This window comes from Vibrio sp. 1CM7H, assembly GCF_023161645.1.
Lineage (GTDB): Bacteria > Pseudomonadota > Gammaproteobacteria > Enterobacterales > Vibrionaceae > Vibrio > Vibrio diabolicus.
Window position 1 is genome coordinate 73,411 of record NZ_JALNTV010000009.1, and the last position, 26,504, is coordinate 99,914.

General features: G+C 45.2%; 17 protein-coding genes and 1 riboswitch. Of the genes, 6 read left to right on the forward strand and 11 right to left on the reverse strand.

Annotation, left to right across the window (positions count from 1 at the left end; translation table 11 throughout):
* Positions 1 to 3: 3 nt before the first annotated feature.
* From MSG33_RS20945 to MSG33_RS20985, 9 genes are all read right to left on the reverse strand, one after another.
* Positions 4 to 1,728, reverse strand: coding sequence for a GspE/PulE family protein (locus tag MSG33_RS20945; RefSeq protein ID WP_248381998.1), 1,725 nt, complete (start codon positions 1,726 to 1,728; stop codon positions 4 to 6).
* On the reverse strand, positions 1,725 to 2,819 hold the full coding sequence (locus MSG33_RS20950) for a tetratricopeptide repeat protein (RefSeq protein WP_248382000.1): 1,095 nt from the start codon (positions 2,817 to 2,819) through the stop codon (positions 1,725 to 1,727). The genes MSG33_RS20945 and MSG33_RS20950 overlap by 4 nt, the downstream gene beginning before the upstream one ends.
* Positions 2,816 to 3,661, reverse strand: a complete 846-nt coding sequence (locus tag MSG33_RS20955) for an AAA family ATPase (protein ID WP_145473455.1) — start codon at positions 3,659 to 3,661, stop codon at positions 2,816 to 2,818. The genes MSG33_RS20950 and MSG33_RS20955 overlap by 4 nt, the downstream gene beginning before the upstream one ends.
* Before the next feature lie 44 nt (positions 3,662 to 3,705).
* Positions 3,706 to 5,349: a pilus (MSHA type) biogenesis protein MshL gene (mshL, locus tag MSG33_RS20960; RefSeq protein ID WP_046873589.1), complete on the reverse strand. Its 1,644-nt coding sequence runs from the start codon at positions 5,347 to 5,349 to the stop codon at positions 3,706 to 3,708.
* Positions 5,350 to 5,369: 20 nt separating this feature from the next.
* A complete protein-coding gene (locus MSG33_RS20965) occupies positions 5,370 to 5,702 on the reverse strand; it encodes a hypothetical protein (protein WP_012841368.1) in 333 nt (110 codons plus the stop codon).
* On the reverse strand, positions 5,695 to 6,345 hold the full coding sequence (gene gspM / locus MSG33_RS20970; protein WP_047009166.1) for a type II secretion system protein GspM: 651 nt from the start codon (positions 6,343 to 6,345) through the stop codon (positions 5,695 to 5,697). The genes MSG33_RS20965 and gspM overlap by 8 nt, the downstream gene beginning before the upstream one ends.
* Complete coding sequence (locus tag MSG33_RS20975; protein WP_085344275.1) at positions 6,342 to 7,787, reverse strand: MSHA biogenesis protein MshI; 1,446 nt, start codon at positions 7,785 to 7,787, stop codon at positions 6,342 to 6,344. Before MSG33_RS20975 ends, gspM begins: the two co-directional genes overlap by 4 nt.
* Before the next feature lie 11 nt (positions 7,788 to 7,798).
* Positions 7,799 to 9,808, reverse strand: coding sequence for an RNase E specificity factor CsrD (gene csrD, locus MSG33_RS20980; RefSeq protein ID WP_145533524.1), 2,010 nt, complete (start codon positions 9,806 to 9,808; stop codon positions 7,799 to 7,801).
* Positions 9,809 to 10,050: 242 nt separating this feature from the next.
* Positions 10,051 to 10,587 carry a single-stranded DNA-binding protein gene (locus MSG33_RS20985; RefSeq protein WP_012841367.1) on the reverse strand — a complete coding sequence of 179 codons (537 nt, stop codon included), beginning with the start codon at positions 10,585 to 10,587 and terminating at the stop codon, positions 10,051 to 10,053.
* 277 nt (positions 10,588 to 10,864) lie between these two features.
* On the opposite strand from MSG33_RS20985, the gene MSG33_RS20990 reads away from it, so the two are divergent.
* The 4 genes from MSG33_RS20990 (at position 10,865) to MSG33_RS21005 (ending at position 17,361) form a co-directional block, all read left to right on the forward strand.
* Entirely contained in the window at positions 10,865 to 11,509 is a 645-nt protein-coding gene (locus tag MSG33_RS20990) for a LuxR C-terminal-related transcriptional regulator (protein WP_065645062.1), read from the forward strand.
* Between the two features lie 158 nt (positions 11,510 to 11,667).
* Positions 11,668 to 12,540: a UTP--glucose-1-phosphate uridylyltransferase GalU gene (galU, locus tag MSG33_RS20995; protein ID WP_005397418.1), complete on the forward strand. Its 873-nt coding sequence runs from the start codon at positions 11,668 to 11,670 to the stop codon at positions 12,538 to 12,540.
* Positions 12,541 to 12,689: 149 nt separating this feature from the next.
* Positions 12,690 to 15,512, forward strand: coding sequence for an excinuclease ABC subunit UvrA (uvrA, locus tag MSG33_RS21000; RefSeq protein ID WP_248382002.1), 2,823 nt, complete (start codon positions 12,690 to 12,692; stop codon positions 15,510 to 15,512).
* Between the two features lie 67 nt (positions 15,513 to 15,579).
* Positions 15,580 to 17,361, forward strand: a complete 1,782-nt coding sequence (locus MSG33_RS21005; RefSeq protein ID WP_248382004.1) for a PglL family O-oligosaccharyltransferase — start codon at positions 15,580 to 15,582, stop codon at positions 17,359 to 17,361.
* Between the two features lie 59 nt (positions 17,362 to 17,420).
* On the opposite strand, the gene MSG33_RS21010 is transcribed toward MSG33_RS21005, so the two are convergent.
* Positions 17,421 to 18,542 (reverse strand): alanine--glyoxylate aminotransferase family protein, encoded by a 1,122-nt coding sequence (locus tag MSG33_RS21010; RefSeq protein ID WP_017821323.1) that lies wholly within the window; start codon positions 18,540 to 18,542, stop codon positions 17,421 to 17,423.
* Between the two features lie 220 nt (positions 18,543 to 18,762).
* Positions 18,763 to 18,941, forward strand: a riboswitch (Lysine riboswitch).
* Between the two features lie 101 nt (positions 18,942 to 19,042).
* Between MSG33_RS21010 and lysC the strand changes: the two genes are divergently transcribed.
* Entirely contained in the window at positions 19,043 to 20,395 is a 1,353-nt protein-coding gene (gene lysC / locus MSG33_RS21015) for a lysine-sensitive aspartokinase 3 (protein ID WP_248382005.1), read from the forward strand.
* A gap of 86 nt (positions 20,396 to 20,481) precedes the next feature.
* Here the strand turns inward: lysC and metH are convergent, their stop codons facing one another.
* On the reverse strand, positions 20,482 to 24,162 hold the full coding sequence (gene metH, locus MSG33_RS21020; protein WP_248382009.1) for a methionine synthase: 3,681 nt from the start codon (positions 24,160 to 24,162) through the stop codon (positions 20,482 to 20,484).
* A gap of 191 nt (positions 24,163 to 24,353) precedes the next feature.
* Here metH and MSG33_RS21025 point away from each other — a divergent pair, with 191 nt between their 5' ends.
* The gene (locus tag MSG33_RS21025) at positions 24,354 to 25,685 is read left to right on the forward strand and encodes a sodium:proton antiporter (RefSeq protein WP_041852885.1); all 1,332 of its coding nucleotides are present in this window, start codon (positions 24,354 to 24,356) and stop codon (positions 25,683 to 25,685) included.
* Positions 25,686 to 26,504 lie beyond the last annotated feature (819 nt).

Consider the following 26,504-nt stretch of genomic DNA (forward strand, 5'->3'; position numbering starts at 1 on the left):
TACCTATATGAAAATGGGATCAGTCTTACCAGAAGCATCACCCTCACCTAGGGTCATCACTTCATCCAAACTGACGGTGCCTTGTAGCGCCAGTTCCATTGCAGAAGCAAGCAGTGGCTTATAGTTTTCTGAGCGACGCGCGGCTTGGGCAAAACCGACCGCATCGTTGGCGCGCAGTTTATCCATCATTTCTTGCTCCAGTTCGAGCATTTCAAACACACCGATTCGGCCTCGATAGCCAGTCAAGTTACAGTTTTGACAGCCTGCACCTTTATAAAAAGTGGTGCCCACTTGGTTTGGAAAACGCCCAGCTAACCACTGTTGGCGTGACTCGTCTAGATGGTCTTCTGTTTTGCAATCTGGACAAACACGGCGAACAAGACGCTGCGCCACTACGGCTCTGACCGCACTGGCAACCAAGTAACCCGGCGCGCCCATATCGATCATGCGTAAGGCACTGTCAACCGCGTCGTTAGTGTGAAGAGTGCTCAATACTAAGTGACCCGTTAGTGCAGCTCGTAGACCAATTTCTACCGTTTCTTGGTCACGCATCTCACCGACGAGAATAATGTCTGGGTCTTGACGTAAAAAGGTTCGAAGCACACGCGAGAAGGTCAGATCGATCTTACTGTTTACCTGTACCTGAGTGATGCGAGGCAGACGGTATTCGACCGGATCTTCTGCTGTAATGATCTTTTTCCCTGGCTCGTTGAGCTCACTTAATGCGCCGTAAAGCGTGGTGGTTTTACCTGAACCTGTCGGCCCCGTCACCAAGATCATGCCGTGCGGACGAGCCAACTGTCGACGTAAACAAGCAAGCAAATCTGGCGGCAAACCTGACTCTTCTAATGGACGCAAACCAGCAGACTGGTTAAGCAGACGCATTACTACGGACTCCCCGTATTGCGTTGGTAGCGTCGACATACGAATATCGATTGATTGACCACGCACTTTGATATTGAATCGGCCATCTTGTGGCAAACGCTTCTCAGAGATGTCTAGGTGCGCCATCAACTTCAATCGAAGAACCAAAGCCGATGCGATATTCACTTCATTCAGGATGGTTTCATGCAGTACACCATCAATACGCTGACGTAAGCGCAAAATCTGATCGTCTGGCTCAATATGAATATCCGATGCCCCGACTTGTACCGCATCTTCAAACATGGAATTAACCAGCTTTACAACGGTAACTTCCTCACTGTCGGTTCCATCAATACCGTAATCGAAGCTTTGCTCGTCTTTATGCTCTTCATGCAACTGTTCCGCGAAAGAAGCGATCTCTTTAGTGCGGCGATAATAACGGTCAAAGCTTGAAATAAGTTGGCGCTCTGAAGCCACGATGAACTCAAGGTTGTATTCACCTAGCAAATTCATCAGTGACTCTTGGATGAACAAATCCGCAGGGTCACTCATGGCAACGCGCAACGTGTCCCCATTTCGAGCAACGACCATCGCACGTAAGCGACGTGCGTGTACCTCAGGTAGAATCTGTACCGCTTCCGCATCCACAGGGGCGCGACCAAGATCGATCAATGGCAAACCAAGTTGTTGGGACAAGAAGTCCAACATTTGCTTCTCAGTAATAAAGCCGAGATCAATTAACGCATCGCCTAGCTTCTGCCCGGTACTACGTTGTGCGTTTAGTGCTTGCTGGATTTGTTCTTCAGAGACGATGCCTTCTTCAACCAGAAGATCGCCTAAGCGTTTTCTCAACTGAATTTTCATTGTGCATTCTCCAGCTGTTTCAAGATGCTCAAACGGTCACGAATAAACGCTTGCGATTGATTCGAAATGCCAACTTTACCCAGAGCTTGGTTGTAAGAGTTGATCGCGGCGGTAAACGTCAGCGCGCGCTCTTGTTGAATCGCTAAACCTAGCCACCAGCGCGCATTTTCCGGCTCACGCTGAGTGAGGAGTTGATAACTCTCAAGCGCAATATCATTCTGCTTGTGTTTTTGTGCTAATGCCGCACGCATCGCCAAGTAATCTCGACTTGGTCTTGGAGGCAAATGCACAAGCGGACTCAGAGCCGCTTCAGGTTGATTGGCTTTCACTAACAACTTAGACAAGGCCAAGCGAAGTATTTGGTTGTTCGTGTCAAGGTTGATGCCTTCTTGGATAATCTCATACGCTTTACGCGTGTCGCCTTTGCCAAAGTACAACGCCGATAATTTTTGACGCGTGTCTGCATTCATTGGCTCATAACGTAACGCCTCAGCATAAGCGGACAACGCCGTTTGCATATCATTAGCATCCAGTGCTTTTTCCGCTCGGCTAACCGCTTTAAGAGATAACTGGCGGTGCGTCAGCTCAACCTGCTCAATACGCATTGAACTGTTTTCTGCTGTCGTGCGGGTTACGTGATTAGATTGCTCATCGCTTGGCATCGTTGCCACTTGCGCGAGTAGCAATGCATCTTCAGAGGCCGTATTTACCTCCGCTCTTGGCGTGAACCTATCAGTCTCTGGCATATGAAGCTGTTGAGCTGCCGGTTGTGTCACTGGCTTCGTGTAAACCACATGGGCTGTCTCGGGCGTCATTTTACTCGTTGGCGAATGAGTACGCTCTGATGATGTGATTGACGAAGCATTCACTGACGACAATGGCATGGTTTCTGTTTGAGCAGGTGAAAGCTCGCCTGAAGGGATAGGACCGCGAGAGACCGCCCAGCCGCCCACCGCAAGGCTTAACGAGAAACCGGCAACGAGCCAAAGCCAAGGTTTACTGCGTGAAACGTTGGGAATGTCCGCACGAGTAAGCTCTGACGGTGATGTTTTTTCAGTGAGTTCTGATAATGCTTTATTGATGGCACTCAAGGTTGACTCCATCCCCAAAATACGGGTGTTTTAAACTTAGGTTTACGGGCATCAAACGTATCGTGCATAGCTGCGTAAACGTGATGATTTTTTAATAGTGTGCAACGTTCATTAAATGCCGCAAGCAACGACTTGTGGCTAATTTGGTTGATCAAACGTGGAATCCCCATGGATGAACGCCAAATCGCTTTTTTCTGCTCAATAGAAAAAATGTGCGCTCCATTGCCTGCCTTGTCTAAACGATTATTGATGTAAGCCACGCCTTCATCGATAGAAAGAGGACGCAGCTGACAACTAAACGTAATACGTTGACGAAACTGCCTTAGCTCGTGGCTGGCCAATCGTTCATCCAACTCAGGTTGTCCGAATAGCACCAGTTGAATGAGTTTATCTTGTTCCGTTTCTAGGTTACCGAACAGACGCAATGTTTCTAAAGCTTGTGGAGAAAGAGCTTGTGCTTCATCGACGATCAAGACGGTTTTCTTTCCCGCAGAATGCACTTGAATCAGGTGTTCTTGAATGAGAGAAACAATACGTAGCGGGTCATCGTTCTCGATGCCTAACTCTCTGGCGACAGCAAACTGCAACTGCTCTCCATTCAAAACTGGATTGGGTAAGTAAATCAGCTCGACTTCAGATTCAATCTGCTCAATTAACTTACGACACACCATGGTTTTTCCGGTGCCGACTTCTCCCGTAACCTTAATCACCCCTTCTCCCATTTGCACAGCGGCTAAAATGGTTTGGATCGCCTCATAGTGAGGGACTAACCCCAAGAACATTTCTGTGTTTGGGGTTAACGAAAAAGGCTGAACTCGAAATCCAAAATGTGACAAGTACATACTCGAATCACAAACTCATTGAAAAACGGAACCTTTCCCCGCGCTTATTGCGCATCTGGGAACCACTCTTGCAGCAGATCACGAGAGCGCTCTAGCTCTTTCTGCCAAGAGTTCACACCAACTACGGTCGGTTTTAGCAAGATGACCAATTCTGTTTTCTCAGTCACGTTATTTACGTTGCGGAACAAATGCCCCAATGCGGGCACATCGCCCAAGAATGGGACTTTAGAAACAAGCTCACGATTTTGCTGTTTCATCAAACCGCCGATAACCACAACATCGCCATCTTTAGCACGAATAACCGAGTCTGATTCACGAATAGAGCTTTTTGCCAGTGGCAATTGGATGTTTTGGAACTCACCGCCCAAGTTCAATTTCTTCACTTCTTCCGAGACTTCAATAACCGCAGGGTGAACATGCAGGAACACATTGCCTTTGTTATCAATTTGCGGAGTCACATCGAGAGAGATACCTGAGAAGAATGGTGTTAATTCCACTTCTGGAACGGCATTTGAGTTTTCACCGTTGCCTGCATTGCTCGATAGCTCGGTAACAAAGTACTCATCGGTACCCACTTTGATGACCGACTTTTGGTTGTTGGCAGCGGTAATACGAGGGCTCGAAAGAACGTTCAAGTCACCTTGTGTAGACATAAAACTCAACACAGCATTGAAGTTGCCATCAGAGATAGTCACGTTGGTTTGGCCGCCCAATAGCGTGCCAATCGCATCCAACGGTGGTAATGCCGACGCAGGGCGGTTCACTACGACACTACCCGAGTTACCAATTGACGCCGATAAGTTCGACCAGTTGATGCCTTGTTGGTAGCCATCATTCAACGTCACTTCTAGAATTTTAGCTTCAAGAATGACCTGACGCTGCATGCGCTCCTGCGATACACCTAAGAACTCACGGACTTCTCGAATATCATCTGGAAACGCTCGAACCGTAATCACTCCTGCTTGAGGTGTTACGACAACGCTTTGTCCTTTGCCTGAACCAATTAGATTAGCAACGGCTTGCTGCAGCATCGGCCAGAAGTCACTTTCAGTGATGGTTTCGATGCGCGTACCGCCCGTAGAGGTCGTTGAGCTATCGCCGCTGTTACTTCCATTGTCAGAGTCTGATGAGTCAGAACTGTCTGAGCTACCGCCAGAATTAGACGTACCAGCCGAGGTCACTGAGCCCGTGACAATGCTCGTCAATGATCGACCAGAGCGTTTGAACTGGAGGTAATCAACAGGAATGGTTACCGTACGCATACCTGCAGGGTAGATTTGAATAACTTTGCCAGACTTCACCACATCATAGCCATACATGTTCTGTACAACGCTCAGGACTTCATCCAACGTAACATCTGACAAGTTGACGGTGATATTACCTTGTACCGCTGGATGAATCGCCACGCTGTACTCAGTACCTTTGACTAGCGAGGCAAAAAAGCTTCGTGCATCGACCGCATTCGCTTGAATACGGAAACGCTTCGAGGTGCCTTGCTCTGAAGCAACATTCGAGTCTAAGTTAGGCATCAGGTCCGCTTCGACAGAAGAAGGAATTTCTTCTAACGTGCGGCTGTTCGCTTGATTGATAGATTCATTGAGCGCTTCTTTGACTTCCACTGGGTCACGGTGACCCATTGAACATCCCATTAAAGAAGCAATCGTTATTCCTACAACTAATTTGCGCATATCTGATCAGGCTCTGGTTATTATTTTTTTACGTTTAAACCAAAAAGCTCTAGGTCCCACTGACGGTTACCACGCTTTAAAGTTACAAATTCACTATTAATGCTCGCGACGCGATAACCCTTAAATAGCTCGCCTTTTTCAACAAGCTTGTTATCCATAATCGCGACACAAGCAGTACTTGGCTTACACACAATACTGTTGAGCGTAGGCAGTCGGTACTGTTTTGCTTTTGGTTTCGCTGACGTTTCAACCGCAGGCTTTTCCCAGCCAAGTGGTGCCGTTGGATCTTGGTTCGCCCAAGCGGTTCCTGTCGCAGCCATGACAAGCAATGAGATGATGAGTTTTTTAACCACCAATAAACTCCTCTCGAGATCCTAGTGTGTAGACTTCCAACACAAGCTTCGCTTTCGGGTACTCTTCGACTTTGTAACTAAAGCTGCGCCAATAATAACTGGCAGGAAGGCTCTCCAACTTATTTAGATAATTGGCAATAGAAAAGTAGTCGCCAGTCAGCTCCATACGTACAGGGTGTACGTAGTAACCAGAGTATTGCGATGCTTCTTTATCTTCCGTAATTGGCTCAGATGGCAAAGTTTGCAAAGACAAAAGGTGAATGCCACTTTGCTGCTCTAATACATTTTCCAGCAGCTCAGCCATTTGCGAAGGTGTAATAAGGTGTTCGATGATCTCCGCTAGCTGCATCGAAAGGTGCTGACTTTCTGTTAGCAGGTTAGATATCGAGCGATCAATCTCAGCGTTTGGATCTTTCTTCAGCTGCGCTTGAATACGTAGCGTGTCGATTTCAATCTTTTGATTGGCTTGCTTTAAATTGCTTAGTTGCCTCTCATTACTGATGATCTCGTTAAGCTTTGGTTCCAGTACCAGCGTAAAAAGCAACATGATCACGACAACTAAACCACACAGCGCGATAAGCAACTTTTCACGCGCGCTCATTTCGCCAAAGCGCTCTTCTAATGAGAGCCAGAATTCGTTCATTTCTCTTTATCCTCGCGCGTTTTTAGCTCAAACGTCACAATATCCTTATCATTTCGGCCAATTTTGACGTCGTCAAATGTCCGGCCAACCAAGCTAATCTCAGTTTTAAATTGGTTAACCCAACTTGGTACTGAGCTCGGCTTTTTCGCCAGTCCCTTCAGATCTAAGGTATGGTTATTGATTCGAATTTCGGACAAAGAAATTTCTTGGTTTCCTAGCTTAGCTAATGATTGCATCACGCCAGAGTAACCCGTGCGCTGCGAGTCATCGTATTTCCCGACGGCTTTAAGCGAGTCTCGCTTCGCCTTGACTTCACGCTCTAAGCGGGCTTTAGCTGCCAGCTTATTATTGTCGGGTTGATGCTTACGTAGCTTGACTTGATAGCGTTCAAGCTCTGACTTCATGATATCGCCTTTGCTTTTTACAATAGCAATTTCATCTTCTAAACCACTGCTCTGCCAAGTCACATAGCCGTAAGAGAGTAGAATGGCCGCAGCCGCGACACCCCAAGATAACGCGATATTTCTTAGTGTCAGGAGCTCTTTTTTCGGCTTTAAGTAATCAGGGTATAAGTTAACGCGTCGAGTATTAGAAGCCGCAGCAGCATCTGCTAAAACGTGTCCTGATAACTCATGTTCTGGTGGTAATAACGGAGAAACTTTAGTGCTTAAACGGTAGTTCAGAGACTGAACAAGCTCACTCTCATCCTCCTCATCACAACACACTTTCAATTGATGCAGCTGCACATGGCGCAACTGAGAAGAAAGATAATCAATCGAACGTTGCAGTTCTAACGAGAGGCTATCCATCTGTAACTCGCTAGACGGAACCCCCGTTAACGGTGGCGTCACACTTCGAATCGAACGATGGAACGCGATAGTATTTTCGACAAAAGCGCTAATACGGAAGTGACCACGCACACTGCGTTGTAATAATAGGAAGTTACCTAGTTCACCTGCGGTCTCTCCCCAAATGTCGTCTTCAGGAAGAATAGCTTCTAATGGCAACTGGGCGCGACTGGCCAGTAACACGATCTTATCCAACATTTTTCGTGATAAGACGTAAGCTTGCACTTTGGTTGAATTGGGTAGCTCTACCGCATCTGCAATGATGTCAACGGCACGCTCAGAGATCAGTTCTTTCAACAAAAACGGTAATGCTGCAGGCCATTCTTGGCGCGGCATGACAGGTTTGTCGATTTGATACATCTGATAATAGTTATGAGAAAGGACAACCGTTAGAGAATCATACGCACTCGCAGCAACGCTCAATGCTTGCTCTACGGCTTTCTCCCAATTGGATTCAGAAATATCAAATTGGTATGGGCGGCCACTTTTTATTGAAGATGATAAATAAACGGCGTCTGGCTGAATAACCAAAAAGCAGGAACGACCACCACCAGATGATCGTTTGAGCTTGTCGAGTAGTGCTTTGAAATCCATGATTATTATCTTTATTTTTTACGCCAGCGATTTCGTCTTCCCAATTTCACTTGGGATTCTGATTGAGAACTTGGCAATGCTTGTGGACGAGGAAGAAACTGCTGCTCTGCAGAAAAGTAGCGCCCTTGCCCACCATAAACCCCGAGCTCAATTAACGTGTTGAGCTCGTTTTGATTCTCAATTCCCACTGCTATGATTTTAGTTTTACTGTTTGCCGCGGCACCTAGCATGCTGCGGACAAATAGCTGGTTCTCATGTCGCTGGTCGATTTTTGCTACTAAACTGCGATGAAGTTTAAGGTAACGAATATCCACTTCTTTTAAATAGTGAGTGCTGACGATGGTTCGTCCAGCCTGCCCAACCATTAAGTGGCACCCTAAACCGGCCAGCATTTTAGCGACTGGTCGCATAAAGTCTAAGTGTCTTACAAATTGTGCTTCAACAAACTCAAAACTGAGACACTTTCTCTGTTCACGTGACAACTGTAAGAGTTCATCACGAAACCATTTAAAGTACTCTCGGTTAGAAAAAGGCGTTACATTCAAATTGAGCGCATACGATCTTGAGTTATCAAAATTATCCTTAAATTCTCTTAAGAATTTATTAATAACTGACTTATCCATTTGCGCTTCATAACCAACCTGTCTGATCGCAGAAATAAACCGAGACGCTTTAACAATGCCATTCTCAGGATCGCGAATCCGACATGTTAACTCTTCATATAATGATTTTTTATGCGTCGCGTCACTTATTGGGTGTACAGATTGTGCGTAGAGTATCACACTTTCTGGTGTAAGTGCTGTGTCAAATAACGTTCTCCACCTCACACTTCCGCGAGCTTCTTCATCGTGGTTCCATTTTTTGAAGCGACTCCAATTATTGTTATTTTGTAGTTGCGCACTACGCAAAGCTGTCTCTGCCTCATCGATGATTTGGCTGTGTCGCTCACCCTCTTTATAAGTAGTGATGCCTATATGGCACCAGTTGTCTGGGTCGAGTGGCTCTGGCGGAATTAATTTTTCTAACTGGCGAATGCATTGTGATGCCAAATTAGCCACATCTTTAGCACTTTGATGCGGCAGAAATAACGCAAAATCAGCATCGTAATAACGAGAAAACACAACATCAGGGTATCGCTGAACTAAGTTGGATAATAAACTCCCAACTTCAACAATAAACTCATCCGTAATTTGCTTATCTTGCTCTTCTTCAACCAACTTCCAATCTTGAATGCGCACCAGCAACACGGCACCGCGAGCCCCACTTTCTAACAACGCCGATTCCAGTTTGCTATCAAACAGCACTCGATTGGCGGTACCTGTTAACTTATCAAGGAAGGTTTGAGTTCGAATAAAGGTATCAAATCGGCTTCGCTCTTGACGCGCATCTTGTAACTCTTCAATTAACACATCGAGCGCTTCACTGGCAGTATAAGGCCATTCTTTTTTGTCACCTTTTGCATACTGCTCTACCCGACCAGCAAGGATCATCCTGCCTCGCTCTTCGAGCATCTCAGAGCCTTCTAATTGCTCCTTAAGCCACGCAACACCGCGCATTAAACAGAAGATGATCAGGATAACGGCAAGCGTGATCGACCAAAGCGCCTGCATTGAGTAGCTGTAACCTAAGTAAGGCGGGATCGCTTTAAAATGAATCGTGTAATCTTGATTGTGAGTCAGTTGGTATTCTGTCTCAAACAAGACTGACGCTTCCATTTGATGAGAAGTATCTTTGAAGCGATAAACAACCGCATTGTTGGTCGACAATGTCATTTCGACAATATTGGAAGCCTGCAGCATTTTCGGCATCCAGCGCTGCATAGAATAAGCAGCGTCAGGATCTTCCATCTCCTTGTCGACCACCTCTACGATCCCTTCTAAATAATGGGTGAGATATTCCTGCCCAAGACGTTTAAAAGAGAGGGTGCCACCGACAAACAAGATAAACATGGCGCAGATGACGATCATGGTGACAAAAGCCACCAGCCGTGTGCTTAACTTAAGAGTTGGGGTATACCTCATGAATACCAAATTCCTTTTTTATTCATCATATACCTTATTGAAATATTTATACTTGATAAGAGTTCATCAAACAATCGGATTCGTCTGATAGTGAGAGGCTGGAGCATAAAGAACATCACACTCATTGATAAGTTTTATTGTTACGCCTAACCTTGCTGAGATAAGCCTTTGAGATCATTAGATAGTGACAATAAAAAAGACCGCGATATTCGCGGCCTTTTCGATTCAAGCATAAGCAGAATTTAGAACGGGATATCGTCGTCAAAATCCATTGGTGGCTCATTGTACTGCTGCTGTGGTTGCTGCGGAGCCTGCTGTTGTTGCTGTTGCTGAGGCGCATTGTACTGCTGCTGAGCTGGTTGTTGAGGCTGACCCCATCCACCTTGCTGCTGCTGTTGACCGCCCATTGGTGCGCCGCCACCTTGACCACGACCGCCAAGCATTTGCATCACGCCGTTGAAGCCTTGAACAACGACTTCAGTTGAGTAGCGATCTTGACCGCTTTGGTCTTGCCATTTACGAGTTTGCAGTTGGCCTTCAATGTATACTTGAGAACCTTTACGCAAGTACTCACCTGCTACTTCCGCAAGCTTGCCGAACAACACAACACGGTGCCATTCCGTTTTTTCGCGCTGTTCGCCAGTCGCTTTATCACGCCATGAATCAGAAGTCGCAATAGTAATGTTTGCTACTGCACCGCCGTTCGGCATGTAACGAATTTCAGGGTCGTTACCTAGATTCCCCACCAAAATAACTTTGTTAATTCCACGGCTGGCCATGATGTGCTCCGTTTCACTCTGGATATATAAAATTTTAGCGCATTAGAATAGCACGCTTTAATGTTTTGATTAAAGTCTAATACCATTGTGATCTAATGAGTCACCTACTAGAACCCAAATCGCATTTCAACTTACGCATGTAGCATTTTTGATTCGCTTTGCAGACATCGTTTCGTGAAGCTTTGAATTCGAACGCATTTATTCAGTAAAGCTATGGTTATAACCTCTCTTTAATGCCAACTTATGGCCTTTATTGAACGCTGGGAGATTTGAACACGTGAGAAAGTCGGCTTACGCAAGAAAGCTATTTCTGATCAGTATGGAAGATAATGCGGAAAAAAAGGTGGCGGCACTCGAAAAATACATTGATATGAGCATCCCGGTGATTTCGACCGAAGCACTCATGGAAGCTAAGCCACAGCATCGTAATAAAATCCTACTGATCGACTTCAGTGAACATAAATCACTCGTTCAATCGATCAAAAACTTACCGCTGGTATGGAAGAACTTTGAAACCGTTGTGTTCAATGTCCCTAAAAGGCTGACCACGGATGAGCTTCTTTCATTTGGTCAACTAAAGGGGCTGTTCTATTCCGAAGATACGCTAGAGCAAATTGGAGAAGGATTAAAAGGCATTGTTAACGGTCAAAACTGGCTGCCACGTAATGTAACCAGTCAACTTTTACACTATTACCGTAACGTCATTAACACTCATACTGCCCCAGCCACGGTAGACCTAACCATTCGCGAGCTGCAAGTACTGCGTTGCTTGCAAGCTGGCGCCTCAAACAGCCAAATGGCCGAGGAATTATTTGTCAGTGAATTCACCATCAAATCTCACTTGTATCAGATATTCAAAAAGCTATCAGTGAAGAATCGCGTTCAGGCAATCGCTTGGGCAGATCAAAACTTAATGTCATGATGCGATGCCGCGACTCTTATGACTAAAATGACGAGTCGCTCATCTTTTTTCCGCACTGAGTCTCACACTTTTTCCTACTTTATTCATGATTCATTGACGGCTCTCGTGTTAAAGTTATGCGCAGATTCTTGATAATAACGAGATAGGATATTCCCCCAATGATTAAAAAATGTCTGTTCCCTGCTGCAGGCTATGGCACACGCTTCTTACCAGCAACGAAATCTATGCCAAAAGAGATGATGCCAGTCGTGAATAAACCGCTTATTGAATACGGCGTTGAAGAAGCAATTCAAGCTGGTATGAACGGCATGTGTATTGTGACAGGTCGTGGCAAACACTCTATCATGGACCACTTTGATAAGAACTACGAACTAGAACACCAGATTAGCGGTACCAATAAAGAAGAGCTATTGGTAGATATCCGTGAAATCATTGAATCTGCAAACTTCACTTACATCCGTCAACGCGAGATGAAAGGCTTAGGCCACGCGATTCTGACCGGGCGTGAACTGGTGGGTGACGAACCATTTGCCGTCGTTCTTGCTGATGACCTTTGTGTCAACGAAGAAGAAGGCGTGCTAGCTCAAATGGTGGCGCTATTTAAACAGTTCCGTTGTTCTATCGTTGCCGTACAAGAAGTCCCAGAAGATGAGACTCACAAATACGGCGTTATCTCTGGTGAAATGATCAAAGATGACATCTACCGCGTAGACGACATGGTAGAAAAACCTGAGAAAGGCACGGCACCAAGTAACCTTGCGATCATTGGTCGTTACATCCTGACTCCCGATATTTTTGAACTGATTGAAAACACAGAGCCAGGTAAAGGTGGTGAAATTCAAATCACTGACGCGCTACTTAAACAAGCAAAAGCGGGCTGTGTCTTGGCTTATAAATTCAAAGGCAAACGCTTTGACTGTGGTAGTGTTGAAGGTTACATCGAAGCAACCAACTACTGTTTTGAAAACCTTTATCTAAAAGATGAAAAAGCCTCTGAGTTAGGTAAACACGCAACACAAAAAGCGGTATAAAGCATCGTCGTAGTACGAAATTATTGTTTCTAAAGCCCGGCATTATGTTGGGCTTTTATTTTTACTGTTTTTTTATCCAGTAATTTTCTTTGCACATTTCTCACACTATGTAATACTTGCCCCACTTGGTTATACATAGAGCAAAAACGATGGATAAAATAGAAGTTCGCGGTGCCCGAACCCATAACCTCAAAGACATTAATCTTACAATCCCTCGCGATAAACTGATTGTCATTACTGGACTAAGTGGCTCCGGTAAATCCTCTCTCGCTTTCGATACATTGTATGCAGAAGGCCAACGACGCTACGTAGAGTCTCTCTCTGCCTACGCTCGTCAGTTTTTGTCTCTGATGGAAAAACCCGATGTCGACCACATTGAAGGGTTATCACCCGCGATTTCTATTGAACAGAAGTCTACTTCTCATAACCCGCGTTCAACCGTCGGTACAATTACCGAAGTCTACGACTACTTACGTCTGTTGTATGCTCGTGTGGGTGAACCACGCTGTCCAACGCACCATGCCCCTCTTGCCGCACAAACCATCAGTCAAATGGTGGATAAAGTTCTGGAGATGCCAGAAGGCAGCAAAATGATGCTGTTGGCCCCTATTGTCAAAGAGCGTAAAGGTGAGCATGTTAAAACGCTTCAGAACCTGGCGGCTCAGGGCTTTATTCGTGCGCGTATTGATGGAGAGACATGCGATCTATCTGATCCTCCAACGCTAGAGCTACATAAAAAGCACACCATTGAAGTCGTGGTAGACCGCTTTAAAGTTCGTCCCGATCTGCAACAGCGCTTAGCGGAATCTTTCGAGACAACGCTCGAATTATCAGGAGGAATTGCGGTTGTCGCGCCAATGGATGGAGACGGTGAAGAGATTATTTTCTCCGCCAACTTCGCTTGTCCACAATGTGGTTACAGCATGCAAGAGTTAGAGCCGCGACTTTTCTCATTCAACAACCCTGCTGGTGCATGTGGCACTTGTGATGGTTTGGGTGTGCAGCAATACTTCGATCCAAGCCGAGTAATTCAAGATGATTCATTAAGCTTGGCACAAGGTGCGATTCGCGGTTGGGATCAAAAGAACTATTACTACTTCCAAATGCTCACGTCATTGGCTGATCATTATGGTTTTGATCTCCATGCACCTTTTAATTCTCTGCCAAAGAAAACGCAAGATGTCATTCTAAAGGGCTCAGGTCGTACTGAGATTGAGTTTAAATACATCAACGATCGTGGCGATATTCGCGTTAAACGCCATCCATTCGAAGGTATTCTGAATACCCTAGAACGTCGCTATCGTGATACAGAATCCAACTCTGTCCGTGAAGAGCTTGCGAAGTACATCTCCACTAAATCTTGTTCAAGCTGTGGCGGTACTCGTCTACGCCTTGAAGCACGTAACGTGTTTATTGCTGATACGACGCTACCTGAGATTGTTGAACTCAGCATTGCTGATGCATTGGAATTCTTCCATTCCTTGAAACTGGAAGGTCAACGAGCCCAAATCGCTGAAAAAGTGATGAAGGAAATCAACGATCGCCTGCAGTTCTTGGTTAACGTTGGTTTGAACTATCTGAACCTTTCTCGCAGCGCCGAAACGCTCTCTGGTGGTGAAGCACAACGTATTCGTTTAGCAAGCCAAATTGGGGCGGGTCTTGTTGGTGTGATGTATGTTCTGGACGAACCGTCGATTGGTCTCCACCAGCGAGATAATGAACGCTTATTAAAAACGCTTACTCATTTGCGCGACTTGGGGAATACCGTACTCGTGGTAGAACACGATGAAGATGCTATTCGCTGTGCGGATCATGTCATAGATATCGGTCCTGGCGCTGGCGTACACGGTGGTAATGTTGTCGCGGAAGGCACCATGGAAGAGATAATCGCAAATCCGAATTCTCTGACAGGTCAGTACTTAAGTGGCGTTAAAGAAATCGCAGTACCGAAAGATCGCACGCCGCGTGATCCGAAAAAAACGGTTGAGCTCTTAGGCGCAACAGGTAATAACCTTAAGAACGTTAATCTCTCTATTCCTGTTGGGTTATTCAGCTGTATTACAGGGGTATCTGGCTCAGGTAAATCAACGCTGATTAATGATACTTTCTTTAAAATTGCTCACACCCAACTCAACGGAGCAACAGCGGCTCAACCTTCACCTTATAAATCGATTAAAGGCCTAGAGCACTTCGACAAGGTTATCGATATCGATCAAAGCCCAATTGGTCGTACACCTCGCTCTAACCCTGCAACCTATACGGGGATCTTTACCCCAATCCGTGAACTGTTTGCAGGCACACAAGAGTCGCGTTCTCGCGGTTACAAGCCTGGACGTTTTAGCTTTAACGTACGCGGTGGTCGTTGTGAGGCCTGTCAGGGTGATGGTGTCATTAAAGTTGAAATGCATTTCCTACCAGACGTTTATGTGCCATGTGATGTGTGTAAGGGTAAACGCTACAACCGTGAAACACTTGAAGTACGTTACAAAGGCAAAACCATTGATGAAGTGCTAGAAATGACGGTCGAAGACGCCCGAACGTTCTTTGAACCCGTACCTGCTATAGCACGTAAGCTACAGACTCTAATGGATGTTGGCTTGTCTTACATTCGCCTAGGTCAAGCGGCAACGACACTCTCCGGTGGTGAAGCACAGCGTGTGAAATTGGCGCGAGAGCTATCCAAACGCGATACAGGAAAAACCTTGTACATTTTGGATGAACCAACAACCGGCCTGCACTTCCATGATATCCAGCAGTTGCTCACCGTGCTGCACAGACTTCGCGACCACGGAAACACTGTCGTGGTGATCGAGCATAACCTAGATGTCATTAAGACTGCGGACTGGATTATCGATCTAGGACCTGAAGGGGGACAGGGTGGAGGCGAGATAATCGCTCAAGGCACACCGGAAGATGTGTCGCAAATCGAGGGCTCGCACACAGCTCACTTCCTTAAGCCTATGTTGAAGTAGAAAAAACAGGTAAAGTACCGAGACCAGCAAGTGCTGGTCTTTTTTCATTCAAAACAACGCAATAACTATGGCTACTATACATGTAAGTGGAACAAAGCTTTCTCCCGAAAAAGTACAGGTTCCCCTCAATCGCAAGTTTCTCATTGCCTTGGCAACACTATTTGTGTTGGCAATGCACTTTTTCATGCCCAACCCCGGCGGTTCAGGGCTTTCACTTTCCTTCAATGCGACAACTTGGATTGCTTTTAGCTTTGCATTAGGCATTGGGTGCTACCAACTCGCGAATAATCGAGCGCTACGTTACTCAAAATTAACCATCGGCTTGTTCATTAGTGCTCTTATCATGACAGTGCCCATTCTGTACCCAAATGCGAATAGCAGTTTGGCAGCCAATAAGCTCATTGGCCTGTGGTGTGGTGTCCTGTTCTTTATTGTCTTACAACAATTTCATTTCAGTAATAAACATCGCCAACGCCTATTATGGTTCATTGTCCTTGCGGTTGTTATCGAAGCCATTTTTGGTCTGACACAATATCTGTATCTCAAACCAGGCAATCCGTTTGGTTACGACACGGTGGCCAATCGTCCTTATGGTATTTTCCAACAGCCCAATGTAATGGCCAGCTTTCTTGCGACAGGGTTGGTGATTGCTAGCTATTTACTTGCACGTCAGCCCTACAAATACGACCGTAAGTTAAGCGATGTTTACCTTCTCTATGCCGTACCAGTTTTAACCTTACCACTAATTGTGGCGTTGGCTTCACGCACTGGTTGGTTAGCCTCGGTCATCGCCGTGTTGTTGGTCATTCCATACATGTACCGCTTTGCAACCAAAGGGCGCTTTATCCGCTGGGTTGTGTCACTTGTCACTGGGCTCTTACTCTCAGTAGTTGTCATGCATCTTGCCTTTCCTGATGGAGGTGGGTTAGCCGCAGAAAAAGTAAATATGGAGTCTCCTCGAGCGTATACTTTTCCACAAACATTAGACATGGTGATTGAAAAGCCTTTTACTGGTTATGGATATGGCAAGTTTGAATCTGAGTACATGCTGTATACGGCTCGTCAACATGCCCTAAATGAGAATTACCCAGTTGGTTTGCCAGCCATGGATCATCCGCATAATGAGCTACTTTACTGGGGAGTAGAAGGTGGCTTGCTGCCAATACTCGGCATCTTCTTAGCGATGGCACTGGTACTGTATCGAATCTATCAAGCCAAACGCGGAACTCGTCTTGCGTTGCTGGCCTTGTTTATACCTATCGTATTGCACTCGCAACTGGAATACCCTTTCTACCACTCTCTCGTGCATTGGTTGATCTTCGTTATCCTGCTGTACTGGGTAGATCAGCGCGTCTCTCGTTATCGACAAGTCGGCTTTAGTAATGTGACCAAAAGCTTGCTGCGTGTTTTTAGTTTGGTACTTCCCGTTGCGTTTACGTTTTACATGGTAAGCGCATTGCATACGAACTATGTATTGACGAAGTTTGAGACCACTAGGCCAACTAACCCTGATATTCTGAATCAAGTCAGTAACCCTGTGGTTTGGAAAGACAGGTTTGATTGGGATGTCTATAGCACATTTTTAAACATTGGGCTGTACCAACAAGATGCAACCTTGATTCAGCCTTATATCGATTGGTCACTAAAAATCATCAAAGATAAGCCTCGCCCTGCATTTTATAATAATTTGATTTTGGCCTACCAAGGCTTAGATGACTCAAGTAAAGCGGAGCAAATTAGAGCTGAAGCACAGTTTTTGTTCCCTAAGATTGATTTCAGTGGCGTCAATTACCAACCACCGTCTCAAGCAATCTCTGCCTCACCAGCACCCACTTCAAGAGCTGAGTAATAAGTACAAAAAAGCGAAGGGATGACCTTCGCTTTTCTTTATCTCATTGCGGTATAGTTTTATTCAGTGAGTGACTCTTCTAACGCTTTTAAGCACAGCGCAACGTTTTCAGATCGAGCACCGTAACCCATTAAGCCAATACGCCACGCTTTACCAGCTAATGCCCCAAGGCCTGCACCAATTTCTAGGTTATAGGTTTCTAGCAAGTGAGCACGAACTTTTGCTTCATCAATTCCTTCAGGCACGTAAATCGCATTTAATTGTGGCAACCGATGGGCTTCGTCCACAACAAACTCAAAGCCTAACTTTTGTAAGCCATTTTTGAGTTTTTCATGCATCAGTTGGTGACGAGCCCAAGCGTTTTCTAATCCTTCATTTTTCAGTATCAATAAAGCTTCATGAAGCGCGTACAAGCTATTAACTGGCGCCGTATGATGGTAACTACGCTTGCCTTCTCCACTCCAATACCCCAAAACTAAACTCTGATCGAGGAACCAACTCTGTACTGGTGTTGTTCTTGCTTGAATCTTTTCAATCGCGGCAGGAGAAAACGTCACTGGTGAGAGCCCAGGTACACATGACAAACATTTTTGACTACCAGAGTAAACCGCATCCAGTTGCCATTCATCCACTTTTAACGGCACACCACCAAGCGATGTCACCGCATCAACAATAGATAATGCATTATGCTGTTTCGCCAGCTTACCCAATGCTTGAGCATCACTGACTGCACCAGTTGAGGTTTCCGCATGCACAAAAGCAAGAATTTTTGTATCTGGGTGCTGTTCGAGTGCTTGCTCGACTTTATCAATGGAAACAGGCGTCCCCCATTCATCATCGACGATAACAACTTCACCACCAGCACGGACGACATTTTCGCGCATGCGTTCACCAAATACACCGTTACGGCAGACGATCACTTTGTCGCCTTTCTCGATCAAGTTTACAAAGCAGGTTTCCATCCCTGCACTACCTGGCGCTGAAACCGCAATAGTGAACTCATTGTCAGTTTGAAAGGCATACTTCAATAGCTGCTTGAGCTCATCCATCATACCGATAAACAGAGGATCAAGGTGACCTACGGTAGGACGGCTTAGCGCTTGTAACACTTGAGGATAAATATCAGAAGGACCAGGTCCCATTAAAATACGGTGAGGTGGAATAAAGCTTTGGATCGACATGTCAGCTCCTTGATTATCTTTTATCCTGAGCATTCTAAAAGTTCTATTCAATAACATGGCTCAGGTGTAGGGTTCTTCACCCTAATAGATTTTTCCTCTATCAGCAATTAGCCGTAAGTATGGAGGTCAAACCAGTGTCACAAAATCGTTAATAAAAAACACCATAAAGGTTGAAATATTGATTGACATTAAGGCCTCAAAACCGTTCAATGTTTGAGCTTTATGTAGAAGAGGAGCGCTACCCAGGTAGATGATTTGTGGAACCGCAATTCCAACACCAATCATTGAGGGGGAGTAGTGCCGAGGTAAGTCAAAGTTGCAGGATTTGACTTGTCGGTTGAATTGGGCTGAATCCCATCAACTGTCATCAGCGCTGTCTGATGAAGGGCTTCTGAGGGTAAATTTTTCAAATAGCATTCTAAATACCTCTCTTTTTGCTCTGTTCCTTTTCTCACTAAACATTGGATGTACAATTTTTTAGGAAGTCGTGGGAGAACGCAGTGAGCGCATTTAACGTAGCTAAATTCGGTGGAACCAGTGTTGCCAACTTTGAGGCAATGAGTCGTTGTGCCACCATTATCGAAAACAATCCAAATACTCGCCTGGTCGTGAGCAGCGCTTGTTCTGGCGTCACCAACCTATTGGTGGAACTTGCCAATGGTGTACAGGATCAAACGCACCGTACTGAGCTGCTGCAAAATCTGGCCAACATTCATGACGCCATTTTAACTCAGCTCGAAGACAGCACAAAAACTGCTGCCGAGGTGTATGGCATATTAGATACCGTAACCAGCCTTGCCGAGGCTGCATCTATCCAAGCTAGTGCGAAGTTAACCGATCATTTAGTCGCATGTGGTGAGCTCATGTCGACGCACATTCTAGCTCAGTTAATGTGTGAGCGAGGCATTCAAGCAGTGCGCTTTGATATCCGCGATGTGCTGCGTACTGATGACAACTTTGGTCGCGCGGAGCCAAACATTGAAGCAATTTCGACGCTTGCGCAAGATAAACTCGTACCACTTTGCCAACAATCCGTTGTTGTTACTCAAGGCTTCATAGGATCTGACGAAGCAGGTAATACAACAACACTAGGTCGAGGAGGCAGCGATTACAGCGCCGCCTTAATTGCTGAGAGCGTCAAAGCGGCAGGGTTAGAAATCTGGACTGATGTACCGGGCATCTACACAACAGACCCGCGAATTGCGCCAAAAGCCTCACCAATTCCCGAGATCAGCTTTAGTGAAGCTTCAGAAATGGCTAACTTTGGCGCTAAAATCCTTCACCCTTCTACGCTAGTACCCGCATTGCGCCACGACATTCCGGTATTTGTAGGGTCATCGAAAGAGCCAGAAAAAGGAGGAACTTGGATTCGCCACCAAGTCGAAAGCTCACCGTTGTTCCGTGCGCTAGCTTTGCGTTGTAACCAAACCATGGTAACGCTACGCAGCGCCAATATGTTCCACGCATACGGCTTCTTAGCAAAGGTCTTTGAGATCCTTGCAAAACATAAGATCTCTGTCGATTTGATCACGACATCTGAAATCAGTGTATCGTTAACACTTGATCAAACTGATACCTCTGGCGGAGCACCACAGCTGCCGCAAGCTGTACGAGAAGAGTTAGAAGAGTTATGTAAGGTAGAAGTTGAACATGACCTATGCCTCGTTGCTCTCATTGGTAACAACATGAGTGAGAGTAAAGGCTACGCGAAACAGGTTTTTGGCACGCTAGAAGACTTTAACCTACGCATGATTTGTTATGGCGCTAGCCCTCACAACTTATGCTTTTTGCTCCATGAATCGGTATCGAAACAAGCCATACAAAAACTCCACACCGAGTTGTTTGAGAAGTAAGTTCAACTCAATAAAACAAAGGGCTGCGTATCTGCAGCCCTTTGTTGTTTCAATAGTTGTTACATTTGAACGAGGTAAACATCAATTTAACCGTTAATGTTTGGCCCTAACCATTTTTCAGCCTCGATCCTATCCCACCCTTTGCGATCGGCGTAGCTCTCTAGCTGATCTTCTTGGATCTGTGCGATCGCAAAGTAACGTGAGTCAGGATGAGAGAAATACCAACCAGAGACTGACGCGCCCGGATACATTGCATAACTGGAGGTTAGAGTCATGCCAATACTCTCTTCCACATTAAGTAGCTCCCAAAGCGGTCCTTTTTCAGTATGCTCAGGGCACGCTGGATAACCCGGCGCAGGGCGAATACCTTGGTATTTTTCACGAATGAGATCATCGTTAGATAAATCTTCATCCGCAGCATAACCCCAAATTTCTTTACGGACACGCTCATGCAAATACTCAGCAAACGCTTCGGCTAGGCGATCCGCCACCGCTTGAATCATAATTGCGTTGTAATCATCTCCCTGCGCTTTGTATTCATCAGCAAGCTCTCGTTCACCAATACCACCAGTGACAGCAAATGCCCCTATCCAATCATGTTTACCCGACTCTTTAGGTGCGATGTAGTCAGATAAACAATAGTTGAATCCTTTTGGTTTCTCGGTCTGTTGTCGCAAGTTACGTAATACTTTCACAACGTCGGTACGAGTTTCATCAGCATAAACTTCAATGTCGTCCCCCACGCTCGCAGCAGGGAATAAGCCACACATTCCACGCGCTTTTAACAGGCCTTCTCGCTCAACTCGATCAAGTAACTCGTTGGCATCTTCGAATAAACGTTTTGCTTCTTCACCAACTTCTTCATGTTGGAAAATTGTTGGATACTTACCCACAAGTGACCAAGTCATAAAGAATGGTGTCCAATCGATGTATTGACGTAATATAGCCACATCAAAATCATCGAAGATATGAATGCCAGGCTTAACAGGCACTGGAGGAGTATAAGCTTCCCAATCGATCGCAACTTTATTCGCTCGAGCCGCTTCTAATGTCACTGGTTTGGTTCTCGGTTTCTTTCGATTATGTTGATCACGTACTCGGTCGTAATCAGCTTCAAGTTTCTCAACAAATTCAAGACGACGTTCATCTGACAATAGAGAAGTACATACGCCCACCGCACGTGAGGCGTTATTCACGTAAACAACTGGATGCTTGTAATTTTGCTCAATCTTAACTGCTGTATGAGCTTTTGACGTTGTTGCGCCACCGATGAGAAGAGGTAAGTTAAAATCGAGACGCTCCATCTCTTTGGCAACATGCACCATTTCATCTAATGAAGGCGTGATCAACCCTGACAAACCAATAATATCGACGTTCTCTTCTTGCGCTACTTTTAAGATCTTTTCGCAAGGAACCATGACACCAAGATCGATAATTTCGTAGTTATTGCACTGCAATACAACGCCTACGATATTTTTCCCGATATCGTGTACATCACCTTTTACCGTCGCTAACAAGATCTTACCGTTTGTTTGTCCCACCTGCTTTTCTGCATTGATGTAGGGCTCGAGATGCGCTACTGCTTGCTTCATCACTCGGGCAGATTTTACGACCTGAGGAAGGAACATTTTACCTTCACCAAACAAGTCTCCGACGACGTTCATCCCATCCATTAGTGGGCCTTCAATCACCTCTAATGGCTTTGAAGCATTGACACGAGCTTCTTCGGTATCATCAACGATAAACTCGGTTATTCCTTTCACTAACGCGTGTTCTAAACGCTTTTCAACAGGCCAAGTTCTCCACTCAAGTGCAGAGGCATCCTCCTCTTTACCTACCCCTTTGCCTGCGTATTCCGCCGCGATATCTAACAATCTCTCAGTGGCGTCATCACGACGGTTAAGAACGACATCTTCCACAGCCTCACGCAATTTTTCAGGCACGTTATCGTAGATTTCTAACTGACCCGCATTCACAATCCCCATATCCATACCATTTTTAAAACAGTGATAGAGGAACACCGCGTGAATCGCTTCACGTACATAGTTATTGCCACGGAAAGAGAATGAGACGTTAGAAACACCACCCGAGATCATCGCATGTGGTAAATCACGTTTGATATCGCCAACGGCTTCAATGAAATCCACCGCGTAGTTATTATGCTCATCGATACCCGTAGCAATGGCAAAAATGTTTGGGTCAAAGATGATGTCTTCTGGTGGAAAGCCCACTTCATCAACAAGAATTCGGTAAGCGTTGGTACAAATTTCTACTTTGCGCTCACGTGTATCTGCTTGCCCAATCTCATCAAACGCCATCACAATCACAGCCGCACCGTAACGGCGGATCAACTTAGCTTGTTCAACGAATTTCTCTTTGCCTTCTTTGAGAGAGATCGAGTTAACAATGCCTTTGCCTTGGATGCACTTAAGACCGGCTTCAATAACCTCCCACTTGGAAGAGTCAACCATGATTGGTACTTTTGAGATTTCAGGTTCTGACGCACAAAGGTTTAAAAAGCGAACCATACAAGCTTGTGCATCCAACATGCCTTCATCCATGTTGATATCGATAATTTGAGCGCCATTTTCAACTTGTTGACGAGCCACATCGAGCGCTTCATCGTACAGCTCTTCTTTAATCAAGCGCTTAAAACGCGCAGAACCGGTTACATTAGTACGCTCACCGACATTGATAAATAAAGAGTCTTTATCAATAGCGAGTGGCTCTAGGCCAGACAAGCGACAAGCGACGGGAAGGTCAGGTAATTGACGAGGGGCGATATTTTCAACCGCAAGTGCCATTTGGCGAATGTGCTCAGGAGTTGTACCACAGCACCCACCAATCAAGTTTAAAAAGCCACTTTGAGCCCACTCTTGAACATGCTTAGCCATATCTTCTGGCGATAAATCGTATTCGCCGAATGCATTCGGAAGCCCGGCATTTGGGTGAGCGGAAACAAAAGATTCTGATATACGCGAAAGCTCTTCAACATAAGGACGAAGCTCATCTGGGCCCAGCGCACAGTTCAAACCAAACGAAATCGGTTTAACATGACGTAATGAGTTGTAAAACGCTTCTGTAGTTTGACCTGATAATGTTCTACCAGAAGCATCAGTAATAGTCCCCGAGATCATCACAGGTAACTCAATACCCATCTCTTCAAACACACTTTCAACAGCAAATGAACAAGCCTTAGCGTTAAGAGTATCGAAGATAGTCTCGATAAGAATAAGGTCAGAACCACCTTTAATAAGCGCTCGAGTCGATTCAGAGTAAGCCTCAACTAACTCGTCGAAAGAGACATTTCGATATCCAGGGTCGTTTACATCAGGAGAGATAGAACAAGTGCGGTTCGTCGGCCCTAAAACCCCTGCGACATAACGCGGTTTATCGGGTGTTTTTGCGGTCCATTCGTCTGCAACTTCACGTGCAAGCTTGGCAGCAGCAAAGTTAATTTCTTCACTTAGGCTTTCCATCTCGTAGTCAGCCATCGCAATGGTTGTTGCGTTAAACGTGTTGGTTTCGAGAATATCTGCACCCGCTTCTAAATATGCAGCGTGAATTTCCTTGATAAGTTGAGGCTGACTTAGAACCAACAGGTCGTTGTTACCTTTTAGATCACAATGCCAATCCGCAAAGCGCGTTCCTCGATAGTCTTGCTCTTCAAGTTTGTATCCCTGAATCATGGTTCCCATACCACCATCAATCAAAAGAATACGTTGCTTCAATTGAGCTTCAATCTGTTGTCTTACGTTACTTCCCACAGTACAGCCTCATTCCTTTAGTTATCTTTCCATCCTATCACACAAACTTCAGGAGTCTAGACGTCTAAACGTGGAATTAATGATTATTTTATCTCCTTCTTAGCTTACAAAATAATCGCGAAAAAATGTTTGCTATTTAAGCAGCATCAGTCGAGAATCCCATTCATAAAATGTTACAAATAGAGAGCTCTATGTCGGTCTATCATACTTTATGTTTTCTATCCGCAGCTGCAATGCTAATTGCTTTTGTAAACAGCAAGATAGGAAAGATGCAAACCACCATTGCGATTACCGCAGGTTCAATGGTGCTTTCACTTCTAATCTTAATTGCGGGTCAAAACAACTGGTTCCATCTCACCGAAATTGCGACGGAGACGGTCACAAGGATCAACTTCGAAGATTTCTTGCTCAAAGGCATTCTTGGCTTCTTACTATTTGCGGGTGGATTAGGCATCAAACTCCCGAACCTTAAAGATCAAAAGTGGGAGATCACTGTTTTAGCCCTTGGAGCCACCCTGTTTTCCACTTTCTTTATCGGGTTTGCGCTCTACGGATTCTGTCAGTTAATTGGCATCCAATTTGATTTAGTCTACTGCTTACTTTTCGGTGCACTTATATCGCCAACTGACCCAATCGCTGTACTGGCTATAGTTAAAAAGCTCGATGCTCCCAAACGTATCTCCACCCAGATTGAAGGAGAGTCGCTCTTCAATGACGGCTTCGGTTTGGTTATCTTTGTCACTCTATTTACGATTGCATTTGGTACTGAGGCACCAACTGTAGGTAGTGTCACCTTACTCTTCATCCAAGAAGCTATCGGTGGTATCACTTATGGTTTCGTACTCGGTTTGCTATTCCACTACTTAATCAGTGCCACCGATGATCACTCAATGGAGTTATTACTTACCATTGGTGTCCCAACGGCAGGTTACGCATTTGCTGAATACATCCATGTATCAGGACCATTAGCGATGGTTGTATCTGGTATTATGATTGGCAACTGGACACGTTTTATTGGCTTTTCGAAAGAGAGTGAAGACCACCTTGACCACTTTTGGGAGCTCGTCGATGAGTTCTTGAATGGCGTGTTATTCCTACTGATCGGTATGTCGATGCTGCTATTTGAATTCCACAAAGAAGACTGGATCATGATGGCTATATCAGTCCCTCTTGTACTAGCAGCTCGCTATCTAAGCGTATTTCTCTCGTACATTGGCTTTAAGCGTTACAGAAAATATAACCCGTGGTCAGTACGTATTTTGACGTGGGGCGGCTTACGCGGGGGCCTTGCATTGGCAATGGCACTTTCCATTCCATCAGGTATTTGGGTGATTCAAGATAAGTTAATCGATGTAAAAGAGATTATTCTTGTAATGACCTACTCCGTCGTTGTTTTCTCTATCCTCATTCAAGGCTCAACAATCACCCCAATGATTGAAAAAGCAAAAGATGAAGAGAAGAAAATGGAAGAGAACAACCAAGCAATAACCACTCCAGAGCATACGGAGCCAGTGGACTCTTAAAGACACGTAACTTAATAGATGAAAAAGCAGCTATCTAGCTGCTTTTTTTATATCTAATCTTCGGACTCCCCTTCAAGAACAAAACGCTTGTTACTCTTTGATATACAGTTAAATATCCGAATAATCGTCACGCTACGGTTTCATAGATACTAACTATTGCCGATAGATAGTATCCATAGAGGGAGTCTTTTAGTTTAAGCATTTTCATCATCACTTCCCTTCCCTTGGCAATATAGGCTCCCTGTAAACACCACAGCTAAACTTCCACAACACTTAACAATGAGCGACTTTGTATTTGTATAGAGAAAGAAGCATTTAGGATGATTGCGAGATCACTCCCCCAAACGGGCTTGAAATCCCACCAAACTAAGGTCTGAGCCAGCACTCAGGTTGTTCAAGCCCTTAGCAGAAGTTTAGAGTCCTCATACTTGATCTCAGCGACACTGAACTTATATTCAAAGTTGTTCTGTTTTCGAGATAGAAACAAAGCGACACCTCGAACAACTAAGTTCTGTCACATAGCTAGATATTTCTAATATGTTATAGAGGAATCTTTGGTAAGCACGTGCTGGTACTCAAAACGAGAGCTCGAGACTGGCATCAACTAGTTCATGACAGGGCTTAGAAAGAATAGCGAGAGAAGAGCCTGCCTCTCGATGCAAGGTTTCAATATGGAAATGGGGGTAAGGGAAGTCGGGTAACCAAAACGAAAAAAGCCCCAGTCTTTCGGCTGAGGCTTAATATAAGTGGCGGAGTGGACGGGACTCGAACCCGCGACCCCCGGCGTGACAGGCCGGTATTCTAACCAACTGAACTACC